Annotated in this window: 16 protein-coding genes; 9 read left to right on the top strand and 7 right to left on the bottom strand. The window is 67.2% G+C overall.

Features of this window, described 5'->3' with window-relative positions; genetic code table 11:
- Positions 1–84: 84 nt before the first annotated feature.
- Positions 85–1629: a threonine ammonia-lyase, biosynthetic gene (ilvA, locus tag QSJ95_RS21865; RefSeq protein ID WP_285645269.1), complete on the bottom strand. Its 1545-nt coding sequence runs from the start codon at positions 1627–1629 to the stop codon at positions 85–87.
- Between the two features lie 107 nt (positions 1630–1736).
- Between ilvA and rpiA the strand changes: the two genes are divergently transcribed.
- Both rpiA and QSJ95_RS21855 read left to right on the top strand, forming a co-directional pair.
- Positions 1737–2408 carry a ribose-5-phosphate isomerase RpiA gene (gene rpiA / locus QSJ95_RS21860; protein WP_043317469.1) on the top strand — a complete coding sequence of 224 codons (672 nt, stop codon included), beginning with the start codon at positions 1737–1739 and terminating at the stop codon, positions 2406–2408.
- Between the two features lie 74 nt (positions 2409–2482).
- Complete coding sequence (locus tag QSJ95_RS21855) at positions 2483–2815, top strand: YegP family protein (protein WP_058070840.1); 333 nt, start codon at positions 2483–2485, stop codon at positions 2813–2815.
- 6 nt (positions 2816–2821) lie between these two features.
- Here the strand turns inward: QSJ95_RS21855 and QSJ95_RS21850 are convergent, their stop codons facing one another.
- Positions 2822–3550, bottom strand: coding sequence for a CatB-related O-acetyltransferase (locus tag QSJ95_RS21850; protein ID WP_285645261.1), 729 nt, complete (start codon positions 3548–3550; stop codon positions 2822–2824).
- Positions 3551–3600: 50 nt separating this feature from the next.
- Positions 3601–4533, bottom strand: a complete 933-nt coding sequence (locus QSJ95_RS21845) for an SdiA-regulated domain-containing protein (protein WP_285645259.1) — start codon at positions 4531–4533, stop codon at positions 3601–3603.
- 141 nt (positions 4534–4674) lie between these two features.
- Between QSJ95_RS21845 and QSJ95_RS21840 the strand changes: the two genes are divergently transcribed.
- The 7 genes from QSJ95_RS21840 to QSJ95_RS21810 all read left to right on the top strand — a co-directional run bounded on the left by QSJ95_RS21840 (position 4675) and on the right by QSJ95_RS21810 (position 12795).
- Positions 4675–5691, top strand: coding sequence for an AraC family transcriptional regulator (locus QSJ95_RS21840; protein ID WP_043268257.1), 1017 nt, complete (start codon positions 4675–4677; stop codon positions 5689–5691).
- 390 nt (positions 5692–6081) lie between these two features.
- A complete protein-coding gene (locus tag QSJ95_RS21835; RefSeq protein ID WP_069863044.1) occupies positions 6082–7131 on the top strand; it encodes an ABC transporter ATP-binding protein in 1050 nt (349 codons plus the stop codon).
- Positions 7128–8042, top strand: a complete 915-nt coding sequence (locus QSJ95_RS21830) for an ABC transporter permease (protein WP_058488074.1) — start codon at positions 7128–7130, stop codon at positions 8040–8042. Before QSJ95_RS21835 ends, QSJ95_RS21830 begins: the two co-directional genes overlap by 4 nt.
- Positions 8039–8827, top strand: coding sequence for an ABC transporter permease (locus tag QSJ95_RS21825; protein WP_009613945.1), 789 nt, complete (start codon positions 8039–8041; stop codon positions 8825–8827). The genes QSJ95_RS21830 and QSJ95_RS21825 overlap by 4 nt, the downstream gene beginning before the upstream one ends.
- A 40-nt stretch (positions 8828–8867) precedes the next feature.
- Complete coding sequence (locus tag QSJ95_RS21820; RefSeq protein ID WP_285645252.1) at positions 8868–9920, top strand: ABC transporter substrate-binding protein; 1053 nt, start codon at positions 8868–8870, stop codon at positions 9918–9920.
- 430 nt (positions 9921–10350) lie between these two features.
- Positions 10351–11715 carry an APC family permease gene (locus QSJ95_RS21815; RefSeq protein WP_051878658.1) on the top strand — a complete coding sequence of 455 codons (1365 nt, stop codon included), beginning with the start codon at positions 10351–10353 and terminating at the stop codon, positions 11713–11715.
- Between the two features lie 48 nt (positions 11716–11763).
- Positions 11764–12795: a histone deacetylase family protein gene (locus QSJ95_RS21810; protein WP_276214498.1), complete on the top strand. Its 1032-nt coding sequence runs from the start codon at positions 11764–11766 to the stop codon at positions 12793–12795.
- Between the two features lie 336 nt (positions 12796–13131).
- Here the strand turns inward: QSJ95_RS21810 and QSJ95_RS21805 are convergent, their stop codons facing one another.
- The 4 genes from QSJ95_RS21805 to QSJ95_RS21790 all read right to left on the bottom strand — a co-directional run bounded on the left by QSJ95_RS21805 (position 13132) and on the right by QSJ95_RS21790 (position 16806).
- A complete protein-coding gene (locus tag QSJ95_RS21805) occupies positions 13132–13506 on the bottom strand; it encodes a NirD/YgiW/YdeI family stress tolerance protein (protein WP_043268248.1) in 375 nt (124 codons plus the stop codon).
- 82 nt (positions 13507–13588) lie between these two features.
- Positions 13589–14521 (bottom strand): SdiA-regulated domain-containing protein, encoded by a 933-nt coding sequence (locus QSJ95_RS21800; protein WP_009613956.1) that lies wholly within the window; start codon positions 14519–14521, stop codon positions 13589–13591.
- Positions 14522–14602: 81 nt separating this feature from the next.
- Entirely contained in the window at positions 14603–15268 is a 666-nt protein-coding gene (locus QSJ95_RS21795; RefSeq protein ID WP_285645251.1) for a fumarylacetoacetate hydrolase family protein, read from the bottom strand.
- A 143-nt stretch (positions 15269–15411) separates the two neighbouring features.
- Positions 15412–16806 carry a D-2-hydroxyglutarate dehydrogenase gene (locus QSJ95_RS21790; RefSeq protein ID WP_024128084.1) on the bottom strand — a complete coding sequence of 465 codons (1395 nt, stop codon included), beginning with the start codon at positions 16804–16806 and terminating at the stop codon, positions 15412–15414.
- Positions 16807–16996: the final 190 nt, after the last annotated feature.

Below are 16996 nucleotides of genomic sequence, written 5' to 3'. Positions count from 1 at the left end.
TTCCCTCAGCCTAGCAGCGCTGCCGGCCGGCGGGTCGAACTGGGACAGCGGGCGCCGCCCCGGCGTTCCCCGCCGACCGTGGCGTCAAGCCAGGAACAGCTTGTACGCCGGGTTGTCGCTCTCGTCCCAGTACGGGTAGCCGATCTCTTCCAGCGCCTGCGCCACCAGGTGGCGCTCCTCCTCCGGCACCTGCAGGCCGGCGACCACGCGGCCGTCGGCGGCGCCGTGGTTGCGGTAGTGGAACATGGTGATGTTCCAGCGCCCGCCGAGCTTGTTGAGGAAGTTGAACAGCGCGCCGGGGCGCTCGGGGAACTCGAAGCGGAACACCTGCTCGTCGCTGACCCGCGGCGAATGGCCGCCGACCATGTGGCGGATGTGCAGCTTGGCCAGCTCGTTGTCGGTCAGGTCCAGCACCGGGAAGCCCTGCTCGCGCAGTTGCTCGACCAGCACCGCGCGCGGGTCGCTGTCCGGGTGGGTCTGCACGCCGACGAAGATGTGCGCTTCGCTGTCGGTGTTGTAGCGGTAGTTGAACTCGGTGATCTGGCGCTTGCCGATGGCCTCGCAGAAGGCCTTGAAGCTGCCCGGGCGCTCGGGGATGGTCACGGCGATGATGGCTTCGCGCTTCTCGCCCAGCTCGGCGCGCTCGGCCACGTGGCGCAGGCGGTCGAAGTTGATGTTGGCGCCGGAGTCGATGGCCACCAGGGTCTGCCCGCGGGCGTTGTCGCGCTCGACGTACTTCTTGATCCCGGCCACGGCCAGGGCGCCGGCGGGCTCGGTGATGGAGCGGGTGTCGTCGTAGATGTCCTTGATCGCCGCGCAGATTTCGTCGGTGCTGACGGTGATGACCTCATCCACGTACCGCTTGCAGATGTCGAAGGTGTGCTGGCCGATCTGCGCCACCGCCACGCCGTCGGCGAACAGCCCGACCTGGCTCAGCACCACGCGCTCGCCGGCGGCCATGGCGGCCTGCAGGCAGTTGGAGTCGTCCGGCTCGACACCGATGACCTTCACCTCCGGGCGCAGGTACTTCACGTAGGCGGCGATGCCGGCGATCAGCCCGCCGCCGCCCACCGGCACGAAGATGGCGTCCAGGCGGCCCGGGTGCTGGCGGAGGATCTCCATGGCCACGGTGCCTTGCCCTGCGATCACGTCCGGGTCGTCGTAGGGGTGGATGTAGACGTAGCCCTTCTCTTCCACCAGCTTCAGCGAATACGCCAGCGCCTCGGGGAAGGCGTCGCCGTGCAGCACCGCCTTGCCGCCGCGGGCGCGCACGCCCTGGACCTTCAGCTCGGGCGTGGTGCGCGGCATGACGATGGTCGCCTTCACCCCCAGCTCCTTCGCCGCCAGGGCCACGCCCTGGGCGTGGTTGCCGGCCGAGGCGGTGACCACCCCGCGCGCCAGCTCCTCGCGGCTCAGCTGCGCCAGCTTGTTGTAGGCGCCGCGGATCTTGAAGGAGAACACCGGCTGCAGGTCCTCGCGCTTGAGCAGCACCTGGTTGTCCAGGCGCTCGGAGAGGCGGCGGGCCGGTTGCAGGGGCGTTTCCTCGGCGACGTCGTAGACGCGCGAGGTGAGGATCTTCTTGACGTACTGTTCGAGCATCGGGGCGGGCTTCGCAGGGACGGGGCACAAAGCCGGCAGTCTACTCCAGTCGGCGGCCGCCGGGAGCGGCGAATCCACATTCGCCCGGCGGCCCCGCTATAATCCGCGCCCCAAGCCCTCTTTGCCGGAACCCCCAGATGAACCAGGACCAGCTCAAGCAGGCCGTGGCCCAGGCCGCCGTCGACCACATCCTCCCGCACCTCGACAGCAAGAGCATCGTCGGCGTCGGCACCGGCTCCACCGCCAACTTCTTCATCGACCTGCTGGCCAGGCACAAGGCCGAGTTCGACGGCGCCGTGGCCAGCTCCGAGGCCACCGCCCAGCGCCTGAAGGGCCACGGCATCCCGGTCTACGACCTGAACAGCGTCAGCGAGCTGGAGTTCTACGTCGACGGCGCCGACGAGAGCAACGAGCGCCTGGAGCTGATCAAGGGCGGCGGCGCCGCGCTGACCCGCGAGAAGATAGTCGCGGCCGTGGCCAAGCAATTCGTCTGCATCGCCGACCAGAGCAAGCTGGTGCCCCTGCTCGGCGCTTTCCCGCTGCCGGTGGAAGTCATCCCCATGGCCCGCAGCCACGTGGCCCGCCAGTTGGTCAAGCTGGGCGGCGACCCGGTCTACCGCGACGGCGTGCTGACCGACAACGGCAACATCATCCTCGACGTGCACAACCTGCGCATCGACAGCCCGGTGGCCCTGGAAGAGAAGATCAACAACATCGTCGGCGTGGTCACCGTGGGCCTGTTCGCCGCGCGCCCGGCCGATCTGCTGCTGCTCGGCACCGCCGAGGGCGTGAAGACGCTCAAGGCCTGACCTATTCGCGCCCATGGACGGGCGCCCGGCAACGGCTAGGCTTAGGCTGTTCGCGCAACGCGCCGGAGGCCGCCATGTCCGCAAAATACCATCTGAAGAAGGCCAGCGACGGCCAGTTCCATTTCACCCTGCACGCCAGCAACGGCGAGGTCGTGCTCAGCAGCGAGCTGTACCGGGCCAAGACCTCGGCCATCGAAGGCATCGAGTCGGTGCGCAAGAACTCGCAGCGCGACGGCGCCTTCGAGTTGAAGGAAGCGAGCAACGGCAAGCACTACTTCGTGCTCAAGGCCAGCAATGGCCAGGTGGTCGGGCAGAGCCAGATGTACGCCAGCAAGGCCAACGCCGAGAACGGCGTCGCCTCGGTGAAGCGCTACGCGCCGGACGCCGGGATCAGCGACGACAGCTGAGCCGCCTCAGTCGGCCAGCAGCGCCACGCCCCAGGGCTTGGAGTCGATCCGCAGGCGCCGCGGCCGTGGCGCGGCGGGCGGCGCCTGGCGCTCCAACTGCGCCAGGCAGGCTTCGGGATCGTCCAGCGGCAACTCCCCCAGCACTTCCAGCGGCAGCTCCCACCAGCGGCTGGCCAGCAGGCGCTCGATCACCTCCGGCGGGAAGCGGTAGCGGATCACCCGCGCCGGGCTTCCCGCGACCACCGCGTAGGGCGGCACGTCCTTGTTGACCAGGGATTGCGCGCCTATCACCGCCCCCGTCCCCACCGTCAGGCCGTCGAGGATCAGCACGTCGCGGCCGATCCACACGTCATGGCCGATGGACGAGGGGCGCCGCGGCTCGTCGCGGATGATCGGGCGGCCGATCAGTTTGGGGTTGGACGGGAAATTGTGGGTGGTCAGCCAGTCCATCGGGTGCGAATGGCGGCCCTGGCCGATCACCACGCCGGTGGCGATCGAGCAGTAGCGGCCGATGTGCGAGACGTCGAGGAACTCGCAGCCGCTGACGGCATCGGTGTGCGCGCCTATCTCCAGCTCGCGCGAGTAGATCTTCGCCTTGCCCAGCTTCACCCCCGGCTCCAGGGTCAGGCGCGCGCCGTCGCGCAGCGACTTGATCCCGCCGGCCAGGCGGCAGCCGTGTTCGCTCAGCGCCTTGTTCAGGCGGCGGTTGATCAGGGCTTCGCGGATGATGTTCAAGGTCGCTCCAGGGGCGGGACAACAGGTGGGGCGACAATGTAAGCCTTTTGTTACTCGGACTCCACGCCCGGCGCCTTGCGGAACACGTAGAACAGGTTGGGCTCGCTGACCAGGTACAGCGTGCCCGCCTCGTCCATGGCCAGGCCCTCGGCCTGCGGCACGCTGCGCTTGAGCCCCTGCATGCCGCGCAGCAGCGACAGGCTGCTGATGGGCTCACCGTCGATGTCCAGCTCCAGCACCAGGCGCGACTCGTCCGACAGCGCCAGCAGGTGGCCGCTGCCCTCGTCGTACTGCAGGCTGGAAAGGTCGCGGACGAATAGCCGGCGGTCGCGCTTGAGGTCGTCCAGCACGTGCACGGCGAAGGGCTTGTCGGGCTGCGTGTGGGGGAAGCCGTGGACCTCGTAGATGCGCACCGGGTCGCGTTCCTTGGCGACGAACAGGCGCTGGCCGACCGAGTCGTAGGCCAGCCCCTCGAAGCCCTTGTTGCCCATCGGCCCCAGGCCCAGGGACAGCTGTTGCGCCTGTTCGGCGTCCAGCTCGCGGGTGCCGTCGTCCAGGCGCACCTTGAACAGGCGCTGGCGGCGCTCGTCGCTGAGCACGTAGAGGCCGGGACCGATGTATTCGATGGCCTCGGTGTCGCCGAAATCGTGCAGGGTGATCTTGCGCAGCACCTTGCCGTCCAGGGACAGCTCGACGATCTGCGCCGGCTGGTTGGTGACGGTGAACAGGCTGCGCCGCTCGGGATCGTAGGTCAGCGCCGAGACGTCGTCGTCCAGGCCCTCGATGGGCTGCGCCTCGATCTCGACGCGGTAGTCGGGCAGCCAGATCGAGCGTTCGCGCCAGTTTTCCGCATGGTGCCATTCGCGCACGGCGAACCAGGCGCGTTCGTAGACGCGGAACTGCTGGCCGAGCCAGGCCAGGGCGAGCAGGAGGAGGATCAGCAGCGCCGCCAGGCAGCGGCGCAGGGTGAGGAAACGGAACATCGCAGGTCCATGTCGATGGGGGCACGCCGTAATAGCACAAGGCCGCTGAAGCCAGGCTTAATCCCCGTGCAGGAAAATTCCTCGAGGCTAAAGTCAGGCTAGCGTAATCCCGTGTTCTCGCCGCCCCCGCAAGGAGTTCCGATGAGCGCCGTCCAGCTTCCCGAGCAGCGTACCCTGACCACCCTGCACACCGTGGTGCTGGCCACCGAGGTGCTGAGCCAGGCCGGCATCCCCCGCGGCCGGCTGCTGGAGGGCAGCGGCATCGCCGAGGCGGACCTGCTGACGCCGGAGAAATTCGTCAGCCACGCCCAGGAGCTGCGGGTATTCGCCAATGCCCTGAGCTGCTACCAGGACCCGGCTTTGGGCCTCTACCTGGGCCTGCGCATGCACGTTTCGGCCTACGGCATGCTCGGCTACAGCATGCTGGCCAGCCGCACCCTGCGCGACGCCCTGCAACTGGCCCTGGCCCATCCCGACCTGCTCGGCACCTACTTCCGCCTGGCCCTGCAGGACCACGGCGACGAGGTCTGGCTGAGCGCCGAGGGCTACCGCTACGCGCCGGAGCTGACGGTGTTCAACACCGAGCTGTGCCTGACCTCGCTGCTCACCGTGGTGCGCGACCTGCTCGGCGAGTCGGTGCGTCCGCGGCGCCTGCTGCTGGCCTATCGGCCACCGCTGCACGCCAGCACCTACACCGAGCGCCTGGGCTGCCCGGTGGAGTTCGGCGCCGCCACCAGCGCCCTGTGCCTGGGCCCGGCGCTGCTCGACCGCGCGCTGCCGCTGGCCGACCCGGTCAGCTGCCACAATGGCCTGCAGCAATGCCAGCGCCTGAGCGCGGCCATGAGCGGGCGCGACGACATCCTCGAACTGATCCGCCGCCACCTCGCCAACCACCTGCAGGAAGCCCGCGGCCTGGACGAGGTGGCGCGCCACCTGCACCGCTCCAGCCGCACCCTGCGCCGGCACCTGCAACAGCACAACACCAGCTACCAGCAGGTGCTGGACGAAGTGCGCTACGACAAGGCCCGGCAACTGCTCAAGGACACCGACCTGCCCATCTATCTGATCGCCGAACGGCTCGGCTACAGCGAGACGGCCAGCTTCCGCCATGCCTTCCAGCGCTGGAGCGGGGCGAGTCCGAGCCTGTATCGCGGTTGAGGCCGAGCCGGCCTGGCGGCCGGATCGCGGATGAGATCCGCTACACCATCCTCAACACCCGTGCTCCTTGTAGGAGCGCGCCCTGCGCGCGAAATCGCGGGCAGGGCCTCCTACAGGAGGGGTCGACGGTGGGCGCATCGTAGGAGCGGATCCCATCCGCGAAACGCGCCGGAACCTCCGGCTATCGCGAGCAAGCCCGCTCCTGCGAAGAGCCGGCCAGGCTGGTGAAAACGGCCCCTCAACTTGGCCTGATTTATCCCTTATTGGCCTGTTCTATCGTTCTGCCGCTGCGAAAAGGAGGGCCATTATCAAGCCGCAGCTAGGTGAAGCGGCCGCCAGAGCCGTAAAACCGCAAACAATAACAACTGCTTAACTGCATGGTATTGAAGCATGACCAGCGCGATTGCCATCGAGCGAATCGGCATGGAATTCGGTACCCCCGGCCAAGGCCTCAAGGCCCTGGACGACGTGTCCCTGGACATCCGCGCCAACGAATTCTTCACCCTCCTCGGCCCCTCGGGCTGCGGCAAGACCACCCTCCTGCGGCTCATCGCCGGCTTCGAACAACCCACCTCTGGCAGCATCCGCCTCTACGGCGAGCCCATGCAGGGCCTCCCGCCCTTCCGCCGCCCGGTCAATACCGTGTTCCAGAGCTACGCGCTGTTCCCGCACATGACCGTGGCGCAGAACATCGCCTTCGGCCTGGAGATGCAGGGCAAGCCCAAGGCCGAGACCGAGGCCACGGTGAAGGCCATGCTCGAACTGGTGCGCCTGCCCGACGTCGGCTCGCGCCGCGCCGACCAGCTCTCCGGCGGCCAGCAGCAGCGCATCGCCCTGGCCCGCGCGCTGGCCAGCCGGCCCAAGGTGCTGCTGCTGGACGAGTCGCTCTCGGCGCTGGACCTGAAGCTGCGCAAGGAAATGCAGATCGAACTCAAGCGCCTGCAGCACGAGACCGGCATCACCTTCATCTTCGTCACCCACGACCAGGAAGAAGCCCTGACCATGTCCGACCGCATCGCGGTGATGAACAAGGGCCAGGTCCTGCAGATCGGCACCCCCACCGAAATCTACGACGCCCCGGCCAACCGCTGGGTGGCCGACTTCATCGGCGAGACCAACTTCCTCGAGGCCGAGGCCAACGGTGACGGCGTGGTCCTCGCCGACGGCCAGCGCCTGGCCGCCGCCACCACGCTGCCGGGCAAGGTGACCCTGGCGATCCGCCCGGAACGCACCGAGCTGGCCCAGGACGGCGAGCTGGAAGGCGTGGTGGAAACCGTGGTCTACGTCGGCACCGACACCGTCTACCACCTGAAGGTCGCAGGCGCCCCCGGCTTCCGCGTGCGCCAGCAGAACCGCCAGGGCGCGGTGGGCGCGCACCAGCCCGGCGCGCGGGTGCGCGTGCGGGTACCCGGCGACGCCATCCGGGTGCTGGCCGAATGAGCACGCTGCGCCTGCAAGCCGAGCGCAAGAGCCTGCGCGCCCGGCTGGCGCTGACCACCCCGGCCATGCTGGTGCTGCTGGTGTTCCTGGTGCTGCCGCTGGGCATCATGTTCGCCGTGTCGGTCCAGGCCCCCGGCGACTACGGCGGCGTGAAGTGGGGTCAGCACACCCTGGAGGCGTACATCAACTTCCTCTGGGAACGCGACCTGGACGACGCCCTGGTGTTCAACACCGACTACCTGGGCATCTTCCAGCGCTCCTTCTGGCTGTCCATCCTGACCACCGCCGGCTGCCTGCTGATCGGCTTCCCCACCGCGCTGTACCTGGCGCTGCAGGACGAGCGCCGGCGCAACATGCTGCTGTTCCTGGTCACGGTGCCGTTCTGGACCAACCTGCTGGTGCGCGTTTACGCCTGGATACTGCTGCTGCGCAACGGCGGGCTGATAGACGAGGGCCTGCACAAGCTGGGCTTCAGCGAGGCCGCCATCGGCCTGCTGTACACCGACAACGCGGTGATCATCGGCCTGCTCTACACCTACCTGCCGTTCATGGTGCTGCCCATCTACACCAGCCTGGAGAAGATGGACTGGCGCCTGGTGGAGGCCGCCTTCGACCTCGGCGCCAACCGCTGGAAGGCGCTCAAGCGGATCATCATCCCGCTGGCGATGCCCGGCATCGTCGCCGGCTGCATCCTGGTGTTCATCCCCTCGCTGGGCAACTACATCATTCCCGAGCTGCTCGGCGGCGGTAAGTCGCTGATGATCGGCAACCTGATCCAGCTGCAGTTCGGCACGGCGCACAACTGGCCGTTCGGCGCGGCGCTGTCCTTCGCCCTGCTCGCCTTCGTCCTCGCCGCCATGCTGGTCTACAGCATGCGCTTCAGGCAGGGCGCCGCTGGAGGTCACCCATGAATTCGCTGAACCCGCTGTGGCGCTTCGCCGGCGTGCGCCCGGCCGCCTGGCTGTTCTTCGCCTTCCTCTACGTACCGATCCTGGTGCTGGTGGTGCTGAGCTTCAACAGCGGCCAGTCGGCAACGCTCTGGGAAAGCTTCAGCTTCAAGTGGTACGCGGTGGTGGCCAACGACCCGGAGATCGTCCGCGCGGCGAAGAACTCGCTGATAGTGGCCAGCCTGGCCACGGTCTTCGCCACCCTGCTGGCCACCCTGGCGGCGCTGGGCATGCGCGGCCGCGCCTTCCGCGGGCAGAGCCTGATGAACGGCGTGCTCGGCCTGCCGCTGCTGGTGCCGGAGATAGTAGTGGCGGTGGCCACGCTGATGTTCTTCGCCTTCATCGGCCTGAAGCTGTCGCTGTTCACCATCCTCATCGCCCACGTGGTGTTCTGCATCCCCTTCGCCTACCTGCCGATCCGCGCCCGCCTGGAGGGCATGGACCCGCGCCTGGCGGAAGCCGCGGCGGACCTCTACGCCTCGCCGTGGAAGGCCTTCTGGAAGGTGACCTGCCCGCTGCTGATGCCCGGCATCCTCTCCGGGGCGATGCTGGCGTTCATCATCTCGATGGACGACTTCGTCATCACCTACTTCGTCGCCGGCGCCGGGGCCACCACCCTGCCGGTGTACATCTTCAGTTCCATAAGAATGGGGATATCGCCGAAGATCAACGCGATCTCGTCGATCATCCTGCTGATTTCCATCGCGTTCGTTGCGTTGTCGTACTACGTCGGCCAGCGCCGGCGTTGACTGCCTCCCGATAAAAACCATTCGCACAGGAGCTTCACCGATGACCATCCGCCGCCTTCCCCTGGCCCTCAAGGCCGCCGCCCTGGCGGGCCTGACCCTGGCCAGCCAGGCCCACGCCGACGGCACACTGCACTTCGCCAACTGGTCGGACTACTTCCCGCCGGAGCTGCTGAAGAAGTTCGAGAAGGACACCGGCATCCACGCCACCCTCGACTCCTACGACAGCAACGAGACCCTGCTGGCCAAGCTCAAGGCCGGCGGCGGCGCCTACGACGTGGTGGTGCCCTCGGACAGCTTCATCGAGATCTTCGTCAAGGAAGGCCTGCTGCAGAAGCTGGACAAGTCGCAGCTGCCGAACCTGGCCAACCTCAAGGACAAGTTCAAGACGCTCTCCTACGATCCCGGCCACGACTACACCGTGCCCTACCTGTGGGGCAGCACCGGCTACAGCTACGACAGCGCCAAGGCCCCGGGCGGCAAGTTCGACGAGAGCTGGAAGCCGTTCTTCGAACCACCGGAGGCGTTCAAGGGCAAGGTGGTGGCGCTCAACTCCATCGAGGAGCTGTGGGCCCCGGCCACCTACTACCTCGGCGTCGACGAATGCACCGAGGACCCGAAACAGGCCGAGAAGGTCCTCGACCTGCTGCTCAGGCAGAAGCCGCTGCTGGCCATGTACAACAGCGACGGCACCATCGAGCGCATGGCCGCCGGCGAGGTGTACATGCACCAGCAGTGGAACGGCGCCTACCACCGCGCCCACGCCCAGCGCGCCAGCCTGGTCTACGTCTATCCGAAGGAAGGCGTGCGCCTGTTCATCGATAACCTGGCCATTCCCAAGGACGCCACCAACATCAAGGAAGCCCACGTCTTCCTCAACTGGATGATGCAGCCGGAAAACATCGCCGCTGCTTCCAACTTCGCCAAGTACAACAACGCCATCACCGGTTCCGAGAAGTTCATGGACAAGGAGCTGTTCGACGACCCGGCGATCAACACCCCGGAAGACAAGATCGACCGCCTGAAGCCCTTCCAGCTGTGCTCGCCGAAATCCCTGTCGCTGCGCGCCAAGGTCTGGACCAAGCTGAAGAAATGACCGGCCGGTCCGGCGGCGGGACGGGCGCCCGCCGCCGGGCCTGACAGTCAATTTGGCCACTTCGATCCCTTTTTGACCCTTTACAGGGTTCTGCGGGGCGGCGCGGCGGCCTAAAGTCCGGGTACTCGCCCAGGGAATGGCCGCCAGGGCCGCGATCACCGGCGCAGCACGCGCCGCGCCGGTATCCAGGGAGCGCCGCCAGCGAGCATCCACAAGAACAATGCCCCGAGAACGCTCATGACCAGCCCTTGCTCCACCCCGGTTCGCGGCCGTCACCGCGCCCACCCCTTCCTCGCCCGTTACGCCCGCCGGCAGCGCTGCGGCTGACCGCCCCGCTCCCTTCGCGCGGCCGCCAGCGGCGCCCCGCGCCAGCGCAACAACGACAAGAATTCGCGAGGAAACATCGATGGCCATCGAACAAGGCGCACGCATGAGCGCCAGCACCGGCAACGCCCCCCAAGCCCAGGCGGACGCCCGCCTCAAACGCATCCTGGGGCTGCCTGCCCTGGTCTTCTTCGGCCTGGTCTACATGGTCCCGCTGACCATGTTCACCACCTACGGCGTGGTCACCGAGATGACCGGCGGACGCACCGCCAGCGCCTACCTGATCACCCTGCTGGCGATGCTGTTCACCGCCGCCTCCTACAGCTTCATGGTGCGCAAGTACCCGATCGCCGGCTCCGCCTATTCCTACACCAGCCTGAGCTTCGGCCCGGCGGTGGGCTTCCTCTCCGGCTGGTCGCTGCTGCTCGACTACCTGTTCCTGCCGATGATCAACTACCTGCTGATCGGCCTGTTCATGAACATCGCCTTCCCGGAGATTCCCGCCTGGGTCTTCGTGGTCGCCTCCATCGCCCTGGTCACCGTGCTCAACGTGGTGGGCATCAGCCAGGTGGCCGGCATGAGCAACGCCATCGTCGGCGCCCAGCTGGTGTTCATCGTGGTGTTCGTCGGCATGTCGCTGAAGAGCCTGGCCGGCGCCCCGGCCCTGGACCTGGCCGCGCCCTTCGTCGGCGACGGCAGCAAGCCCGGCTTCGCCCCGCTGATGGCCGGCGCCGCGGTGCTGTGCCTGTCGTTCCTGGGCTTCGACGCGGTCTCCACCATGGCCGAGGAAACCCGTGACGCGCGCCGCGACATCCCGCGGGCGATCATCATCACCACGGTGCTGGCCGGCCTGATGTTCACCCTGCTGGCGATCATCAGCCAACTGGTGTTCCCCGGCAGCGTGTTCGAGAACGCCGACTCGGCGGCCAACGAGGTGATGCTCAAGGCCGGCGGCCAGTTCCTCGGCAACTTCTTCACCGCCGCCTACATCGCCGGCTGCATCGGCTCGGCGCTGGCGTCCCAGGCCTCGGTGTCGCGCATCCTCTTCACCATGGGCCGCGACGGCATCCTCCCGCGCAGCCTGTTCGGCACCCTGCACGCGCGCTTCCAGACGCCGGTGGTGGCGATCCTGGTGGTCTCGGCCATCTCCCTGCTGGCCCTGGTGCTGGACCTGACCACCCTGGCCTCGATGATCAGCTTCGGCGCCCTGGTGGCCTTCTCGGTGGTCAACCTGGCGGTGATCCGCACCTACCTGGGCGTCGAAGGACGCCGTGCGCCGGCCGACCTGCTGCGCTACGGCCTGGTGCCCTTCATCGGCCTGTGCCTGACGCTCTGGCTGTGGACCAGCCTGTCGCAGCTGACGCTGATCGTCGGCCTGAGCTGGTTCGCCGTCGGCTTCGTCTACCTGGCGCTGCACACCGGCGGCTTCCGCCGCAAGGCGCCGAGCGTGAACTTCGAGGAAAACGCCTGATACCCCACGGACCCACCGGGCGCCGCCGGGCGCCCCCAGGAGTGCATGATGCTGACGATCTACACCGACGACCATCGCTTGCACCACGGCCAGCATGAGCTGATCGGCGGCCAGTTCACCCCCTGCTTCGAGAAGCCCAGCCGCGCCGACATGGTCCTGGACCGCGTCAAGGCGGTGGGCCTGGGTGAGATCCGGGCCCCGCGCGACTTCGGCCTGGAGCCGATCCGGCGCATCCACACCGAGGGTTTCGTCAACTTCCTCCAGCACGCCTGGCGCGACTGGCTGGCCACCGGCCGCAGCCACGACATGCTGCCCATCGCCTGGCCGACCCGCCGCCTGCTGCAGAAGGAACCCGACAGCATCGACGGGCGCCTGGGCTACTACAGCTTCGACGCCGGCGCGCCGATCACCGCCGGCACCTGGCAGGCCATCACCAGCTCGGCGAACGTGGCCCTGACCGGCCAGGCCGAACTGGCCAAGGGCGCCCGCTCGGTGTTCAGCCTGTGCCGCCCGCCGGGCCACCACGCCTCGGCCGACTACATGGGCGGCTACTGCTTCTTCAACAACGCCGCCATCGCCACCCAGGCCATCCTCGACCAGGGCGCGGCGCGGGTGGCCATCCTCGACGTCGACTACCACCACGGCAACGGCACCCAGGACATCTTCTACGACCGCGCCGACGTGCTCTTCACCTCGATCCACGGCGACCCGCGCTTCGAGTACCCCTACTTCCTCGGCTACGCCGACGAAAAGGGCCGGGGCGTGGGCGAAGGCTTCAACTTCAACTACCCGCTGGCCTCGGGCAGCGACTGGTCGGTATGGAGCCTGGCGCTGCAGGCGGCGATCCGCCAGATCGCGGCGTATGGGCCGGATGTGCTGGTGGTTTCCCTGGGGGTGGATACCTTCAAGGAAGACCCGATTTCGCAGTTCAAGCTGGACTCGCCGGATTACCTGCGCATGGGCGAGGCCATCGGCAAGCTGGGGCTGCCGACGTTATTCGTCATGGAGGGGGGATATGCGGTGGAGGAGATCGGGGTCAATGCGGTGAATGTGTTGCAGGGGTTTGAGAGTGTTGGTTGAGCGGGGATGGTGTTTCCTGGTGACGCAGGATGCCGGGGCTTAGAGCGCCCTCTCCCTAACCCTCTCCCTGAAGGGAGAGGGGACCGTTCGGCGTGCTCGGATATTTCAGAGTCAGCCGGCAGCTCTGCAGTTTCCGGCTGAAACCATTCCTTCTCTCGGCACGGGCTAGCCCCCTCTCCCTTCAGGGAGAGGGCTGGGGAGAGGGAGCGGAGTCAACCTGGCGCGCTAGAGCCGCCGGGAGACGCGGTTCGCGAGCAAGCTCGCTCCTACGAAAAGCCGAATGCAAAAAGGCCGCGCCAGGATCGCTCCCGGCGCGGCCTTTTCATATGCGTCTCGTTACTGCAGGACGTCCACGCGATCCACATCGATCTCCACGCCCTTGCGGTCATGGTCGACCTCGCCGGTCAGGCGCACCTTGGTCTTGTCGGAGACGTCCACGCCCTGCGGCCAGTCCTCGTGGTCGATCTCCACCTGCATGCTGCCGGTGGCGTCCTTGAACTCGTAGTGCTCGCCGTGCAGGCGCTTGGTGATCACGCCTTCCAGCACGGCCGGGGCGTCGTCGGCGGCGGCCTGGGCGGCTTTCACGGTGTTCACCGGGCCGGTCGCCGCGGGCTTGGCGGCATTGCTGCCCGGGCCGGTGTAGCCGGCGGCGAAGGTGGCGCCGGAGAACAGGGCGATGGCGGCGATCAGGGGAAGACGGATGGATTTCATGAAGTAGCCTCCTGGCTGTTTTCGTTGAAATCAGATTAGCCGAACAGGCTGAAACCAGCCTGAATCCGCCCTTAATCCAGGCTTAACCGCCCTTGTCGTCGTCCTTGAGCTTGCGGAACACGTAGAACAGTTCAGGCTCGCTGACCATGTAGATGGTGCCCTGCTCGTCGATGGCCACGCCCTCGGCGCGCGGGATCTTGTCGTGCAGGCCGTTGAGCCCGCCGAGCAGGCTGATGAAGCTGACCGGCTCGCCTTTCTCGTCCAGCTCCAGCAGCAGGTGCGACTCCGCCGACAGCACCAGGGTATGGCCGGTGCGCGGGTCGACGCTGAGCGCCGAGACGTTGCGCATGTACAGCTGCTCGCTGGGCAGCGGCCGCATGCTGCCGGTCAGCCCCGGGCTGCCGTCGCTGGTCCAGCTGAAGAGGGTCATGGGGTCGCGCTCGCGGCCCAGCAGCAGGCGTTTCTGCGCCGGGTCCCAGGCGATGCCCTCGAAGCCCTTGTTGCTCTTTTCGCCGAGGTTGCCCAGGTCGAAGCTGGCCAGCTTGGCGGTGCTCAGCTCGTGGGTCTGCGGGTCGAGGTGGAAGATGGTCAGGGAGTTCTGCCGCTCGTCGGTCACCGCGACGTTGCCGTTGGGCAGCACCGCCACGCCTTCGGGGTTCTCCAGGCCCAGCAGCGGGATCACCCGCAGCACCTCGCCGTCCAGCGACAGCTCGCCGAGCAGCGGCTTCTTGCCGGTCACGGTGAACAGCGTGCGGGTCACCGGGTTGTAGGCCAGATCGGAGGTTTCCTGGCCTTCCAGCCCGCCCTTGAGCGGCTTGCCCTGGATCACCGCGCGGTAGCCGGGCAGCCAGACGCTGTCGGCGCGCGCCTGCTCGCTGGTGTTCTCTTCCTGCCACCACAGGCGGGCGCGGTCGTCCCAGTGGAACAGCTTGGTCAGGACCACCAGCACCACGGCGGCGAAGAGCAAGGCCAGCAGCAGCCAGCGCAGAAGACGAGAGGATCGGACCTGGGTCATCGGGGAGTTCTTGTTGTCTGGGTGGGAACGCCCCGCAGAACGCAAAGGCCGCACGAATGGCGGCCTTTGGCGGGGTACGGCTCAGAGGACGCGGCTTTCGAACCGGCTGGCGCCGGGAAGTTCCAGCACCAGCTCGCTGCCGCGCTTGAGCGGGCCCACGCCCACCGGCGTGCCGGTGGAGACCACGTCGCCCGGCTGCAGCGAGAAGTGCCCGGCGACGTGCTGGATCAGCGGCACGATCGGGTTGAGCATGTCGCGGCTGTTGCCGTCCTGGCGCACTTCGCCGTCGATGCTCAGGCGGATGCCGATGTCGGCCGGGTCGGGGAAGCGGTCGGCGCTGACGAAGGGCGCCAGCACGAAGGCGCCGTCGAAGGACTTGGCCAGCTCCCAGGGTAGGCCCTTTTCCTTGAGCTTGGCCTGCACGTCGCGCAGGGTCAGGTCCAGCGCCGGGGCGTAGCCGGAAATGGCGTCCAGCACTTCCTCGCGGCTGGGCGTGCGCGACAGCGGCTTGCCGATCAGCACGGCGATCTCCGCTTCGTAGTGCACGTCGCCACGACCCTCGGGAATGGCGAAGCCGCCCTCGGCCGGCACGGTGCAGGAGCCGGGCTTGATGAACAGCAGCGGCTCGGTGGGCACCGGGTTGTTCAGCTCCCTGGCGTGCTCGGCGTAGTTGCGCCCGACGCAGACCACCTTGCCCAGCGGGAAGTGGATGCGGGTGCCGTCGACGTACTGATGCTGGTAACTCATGACCGACTCCTGGACGGATGAATGGGATGCCCCGCGGCGCTCGTGGCGCTGCGCGGTGCCCGCCTCCCGCGGGCGCTGCCGGCCGTTCCGTCGGCCCCGAACACGAGAAGGGCCGGTGAACCGGCCCTTCTGGGATGACTGGCTTACTCGGCGAAGATCTTGCCGGGGTTCATGATCCCGTTGGGATCGAACACCGCCTTGACCGCCTTCATGTAGCCGATCTCGGCTTCGGAGCGAGAGTAACCCAGGTAGTCGCGCTTGGTCATGCCCACGCCGTGCTCGGCGGAGATGGAGCCGTTGTACTTCTGCACGGTCTCGAACACCCACTTGTTGACGGTGGCGCACTTGGCGAAGAACTCGTCCTTGGACAGGTTCTCCGGCTTCAAGATGTTCAGGTGCAGGTTGCCGTCGCCGATGTGGCCGAACCAGACCACTTCGAAGTCCGGGTAGTTGGCTTCGACGATGGCGTCGATGTCCTTGAGGAAGGCCGGGACCTTGCTGACGGTGACCGAGATGTCGTTCTTGTACGGCGTCCAGTGCGAGATGGTCTCGGAGATGTACTCGCGCAGCTTCCACAGGTTCTGCAGCTGCTGCTCGCTCTGGCTCATCACGCCGTCCAGCACCCAGCCCTGCTCGACGCAGTGCTCGAAGGTGGCCAGGGCCTCGTTGGCCACTTCCTCGGTGCTGGCCTCGAACTCCAGCAGCGCGTAGAACGGGCAGTCGGTCTCGAAGGCCGGCGGCACGTCGCCGCGGGCCAGGACCTTGGCCAGGGCCTTGTCGGAGAAGAATTCGAAGGCGGTCAGGTCGAGCTTGCTCTGGAAGGCGTGCAGCACCGGCATGATCGAGTCGAAGTCGGGGGTGCCGAGGACCATCGCGGTGAGGTTCTTCGGCGTGCGCTCCAGGCGCATGGTGGCCTCGACCACGAAGCCCAGGGTGCCTTCGGCGCCGATGAACAGCTGGCGCAGGTCGTAGCCGGTGGCGTTCTTGATCAGGTCCTTGTTCAGCTCCAGCAGGTCGCCCTTGCCGGTGACGACCTTCATGCCGGCCACCCAGTTGCGCGTCATGCCGTAGCGAATCACCTTGATCCCGCCGGCATTGGTGCCGATGTTGCCGCCGATCTGGCTGGAGCCGGAGGAAGCGAAGTCCACCGGGTAGTACAGGCCCTGCTCCTCGGCGAACAGCTGCAGCTGCTTGGTCACCACGCCCGGCTGGCACACCACGGTGCGGTCGAAGGCGTTGAAGTCGAGGATCCTGTTCATGTAGTCGAACGACACCACCACCTCGCCGTTGGCGGCGACGGCGGCGGCGGAGAGCCCGGTACGCCCGCCCGAAGGCACCAGGCCGACCTTGTGCTCGTTGGCCCAGCGCACCACGGCCTGCACCTGCTCGATGCTCTTGGGGAAGGCGATGGCCAGCGGCGCCGGGGCGAAGTGCTTGGTCCAGTCCTTGCCATAGGCATCCAGGGAATCGGCATCGGTCAGCAGCTTGCCGGGCTCCAGCAGGGGCTTGAGCGATTCGATCAGGGCTTCGCGGGTCATCGAGGGAACTCTCAAATGGTTCATGGTCGTCCTGAGAACAGCTCAGGTCGCAACCGGACAAGGAAAAGGGAGAACATGCTAGCATACGCACCCCACGCAGTTCGCCACCTGGCGCCGAGCTGCGGCACCGGCCGGTTCGGCCAGAGCTGTTCATTTTCTAGCCATTATCCCGGGACTACAGGTTCAAGCA

The sequence above is a fragment of the Pseudomonas sp. NBRC 100443 genome (assembly GCF_030268185.1).
In the GTDB taxonomy this organism is placed as follows: domain Bacteria; phylum Pseudomonadota; class Gammaproteobacteria; order Pseudomonadales; family Pseudomonadaceae; genus Pseudomonas; species Pseudomonas citronellolis.
Note: the sequence above shows the minus strand (reverse complement) of the source record. Positions and strands in the feature narration are given on the sequence as shown.

Coding starts and splice junctions, on each gene's coding strand:
- rpiA (WP_043317469.1), top strand. CDS start 1,737: ATGAACCAGGACCAGCTCAAGCAGGCCGTGGCCCAGGCCGCCGTCGAC.
- QSJ95_RS21855 (WP_058070840.1), top strand. CDS start 2,483: ATGTCCGCAAAATACCATCTGAAGAAGGCCAGCGACGGCCAGTTCCAT.
- QSJ95_RS21845 (WP_285645259.1), bottom strand. CDS start 4,533: ATGTTCCGTTTCCTCACCCTGCGCCGCTGCCTGGCGGCGCTGCTGATC.
- QSJ95_RS21840 (WP_043268257.1), top strand. CDS start 4,675: ATGAGCGCCGTCCAGCTTCCCGAGCAGCGTACCCTGACCACCCTGCAC.
- QSJ95_RS21835 (WP_069863044.1), top strand. CDS start 6,082: ATGACCAGCGCGATTGCCATCGAGCGAATCGGCATGGAATTCGGTACC.
- QSJ95_RS21830 (WP_058488074.1), top strand. CDS start 7,128: ATGAGCACGCTGCGCCTGCAAGCCGAGCGCAAGAGCCTGCGCGCCCGG.
- QSJ95_RS21825 (WP_009613945.1), top strand. CDS start 8,039: ATGAATTCGCTGAACCCGCTGTGGCGCTTCGCCGGCGTGCGCCCGGCC.
- QSJ95_RS21820 (WP_285645252.1), top strand. CDS start 8,868: ATGACCATCCGCCGCCTTCCCCTGGCCCTCAAGGCCGCCGCCCTGGCG.
- QSJ95_RS21815 (WP_051878658.1), top strand. CDS start 10,351: ATGAGCGCCAGCACCGGCAACGCCCCCCAAGCCCAGGCGGACGCCCGC.
- QSJ95_RS21810 (WP_276214498.1), top strand. CDS start 11,764: ATGCTGACGATCTACACCGACGACCATCGCTTGCACCACGGCCAGCAT.
- QSJ95_RS21805 (WP_043268248.1), bottom strand. CDS start 13,506: ATGAAATCCATCCGTCTTCCCCTGATCGCCGCCATCGCCCTGTTCTCC.
- QSJ95_RS21800 (WP_009613956.1), bottom strand. CDS start 14,521: ATGACCCAGGTCCGATCCTCTCGTCTTCTGCGCTGGCTGCTGCTGGCC.
- QSJ95_RS21795 (WP_285645251.1), bottom strand. CDS start 15,268: ATGAGTTACCAGCATCAGTACGTCGACGGCACCCGCATCCACTTCCCG.
- QSJ95_RS21790 (WP_024128084.1), bottom strand. CDS start 16,806: ATGACCCGCGAAGCCCTGATCGAATCGCTCAAGCCCCTGCTGGAGCCC.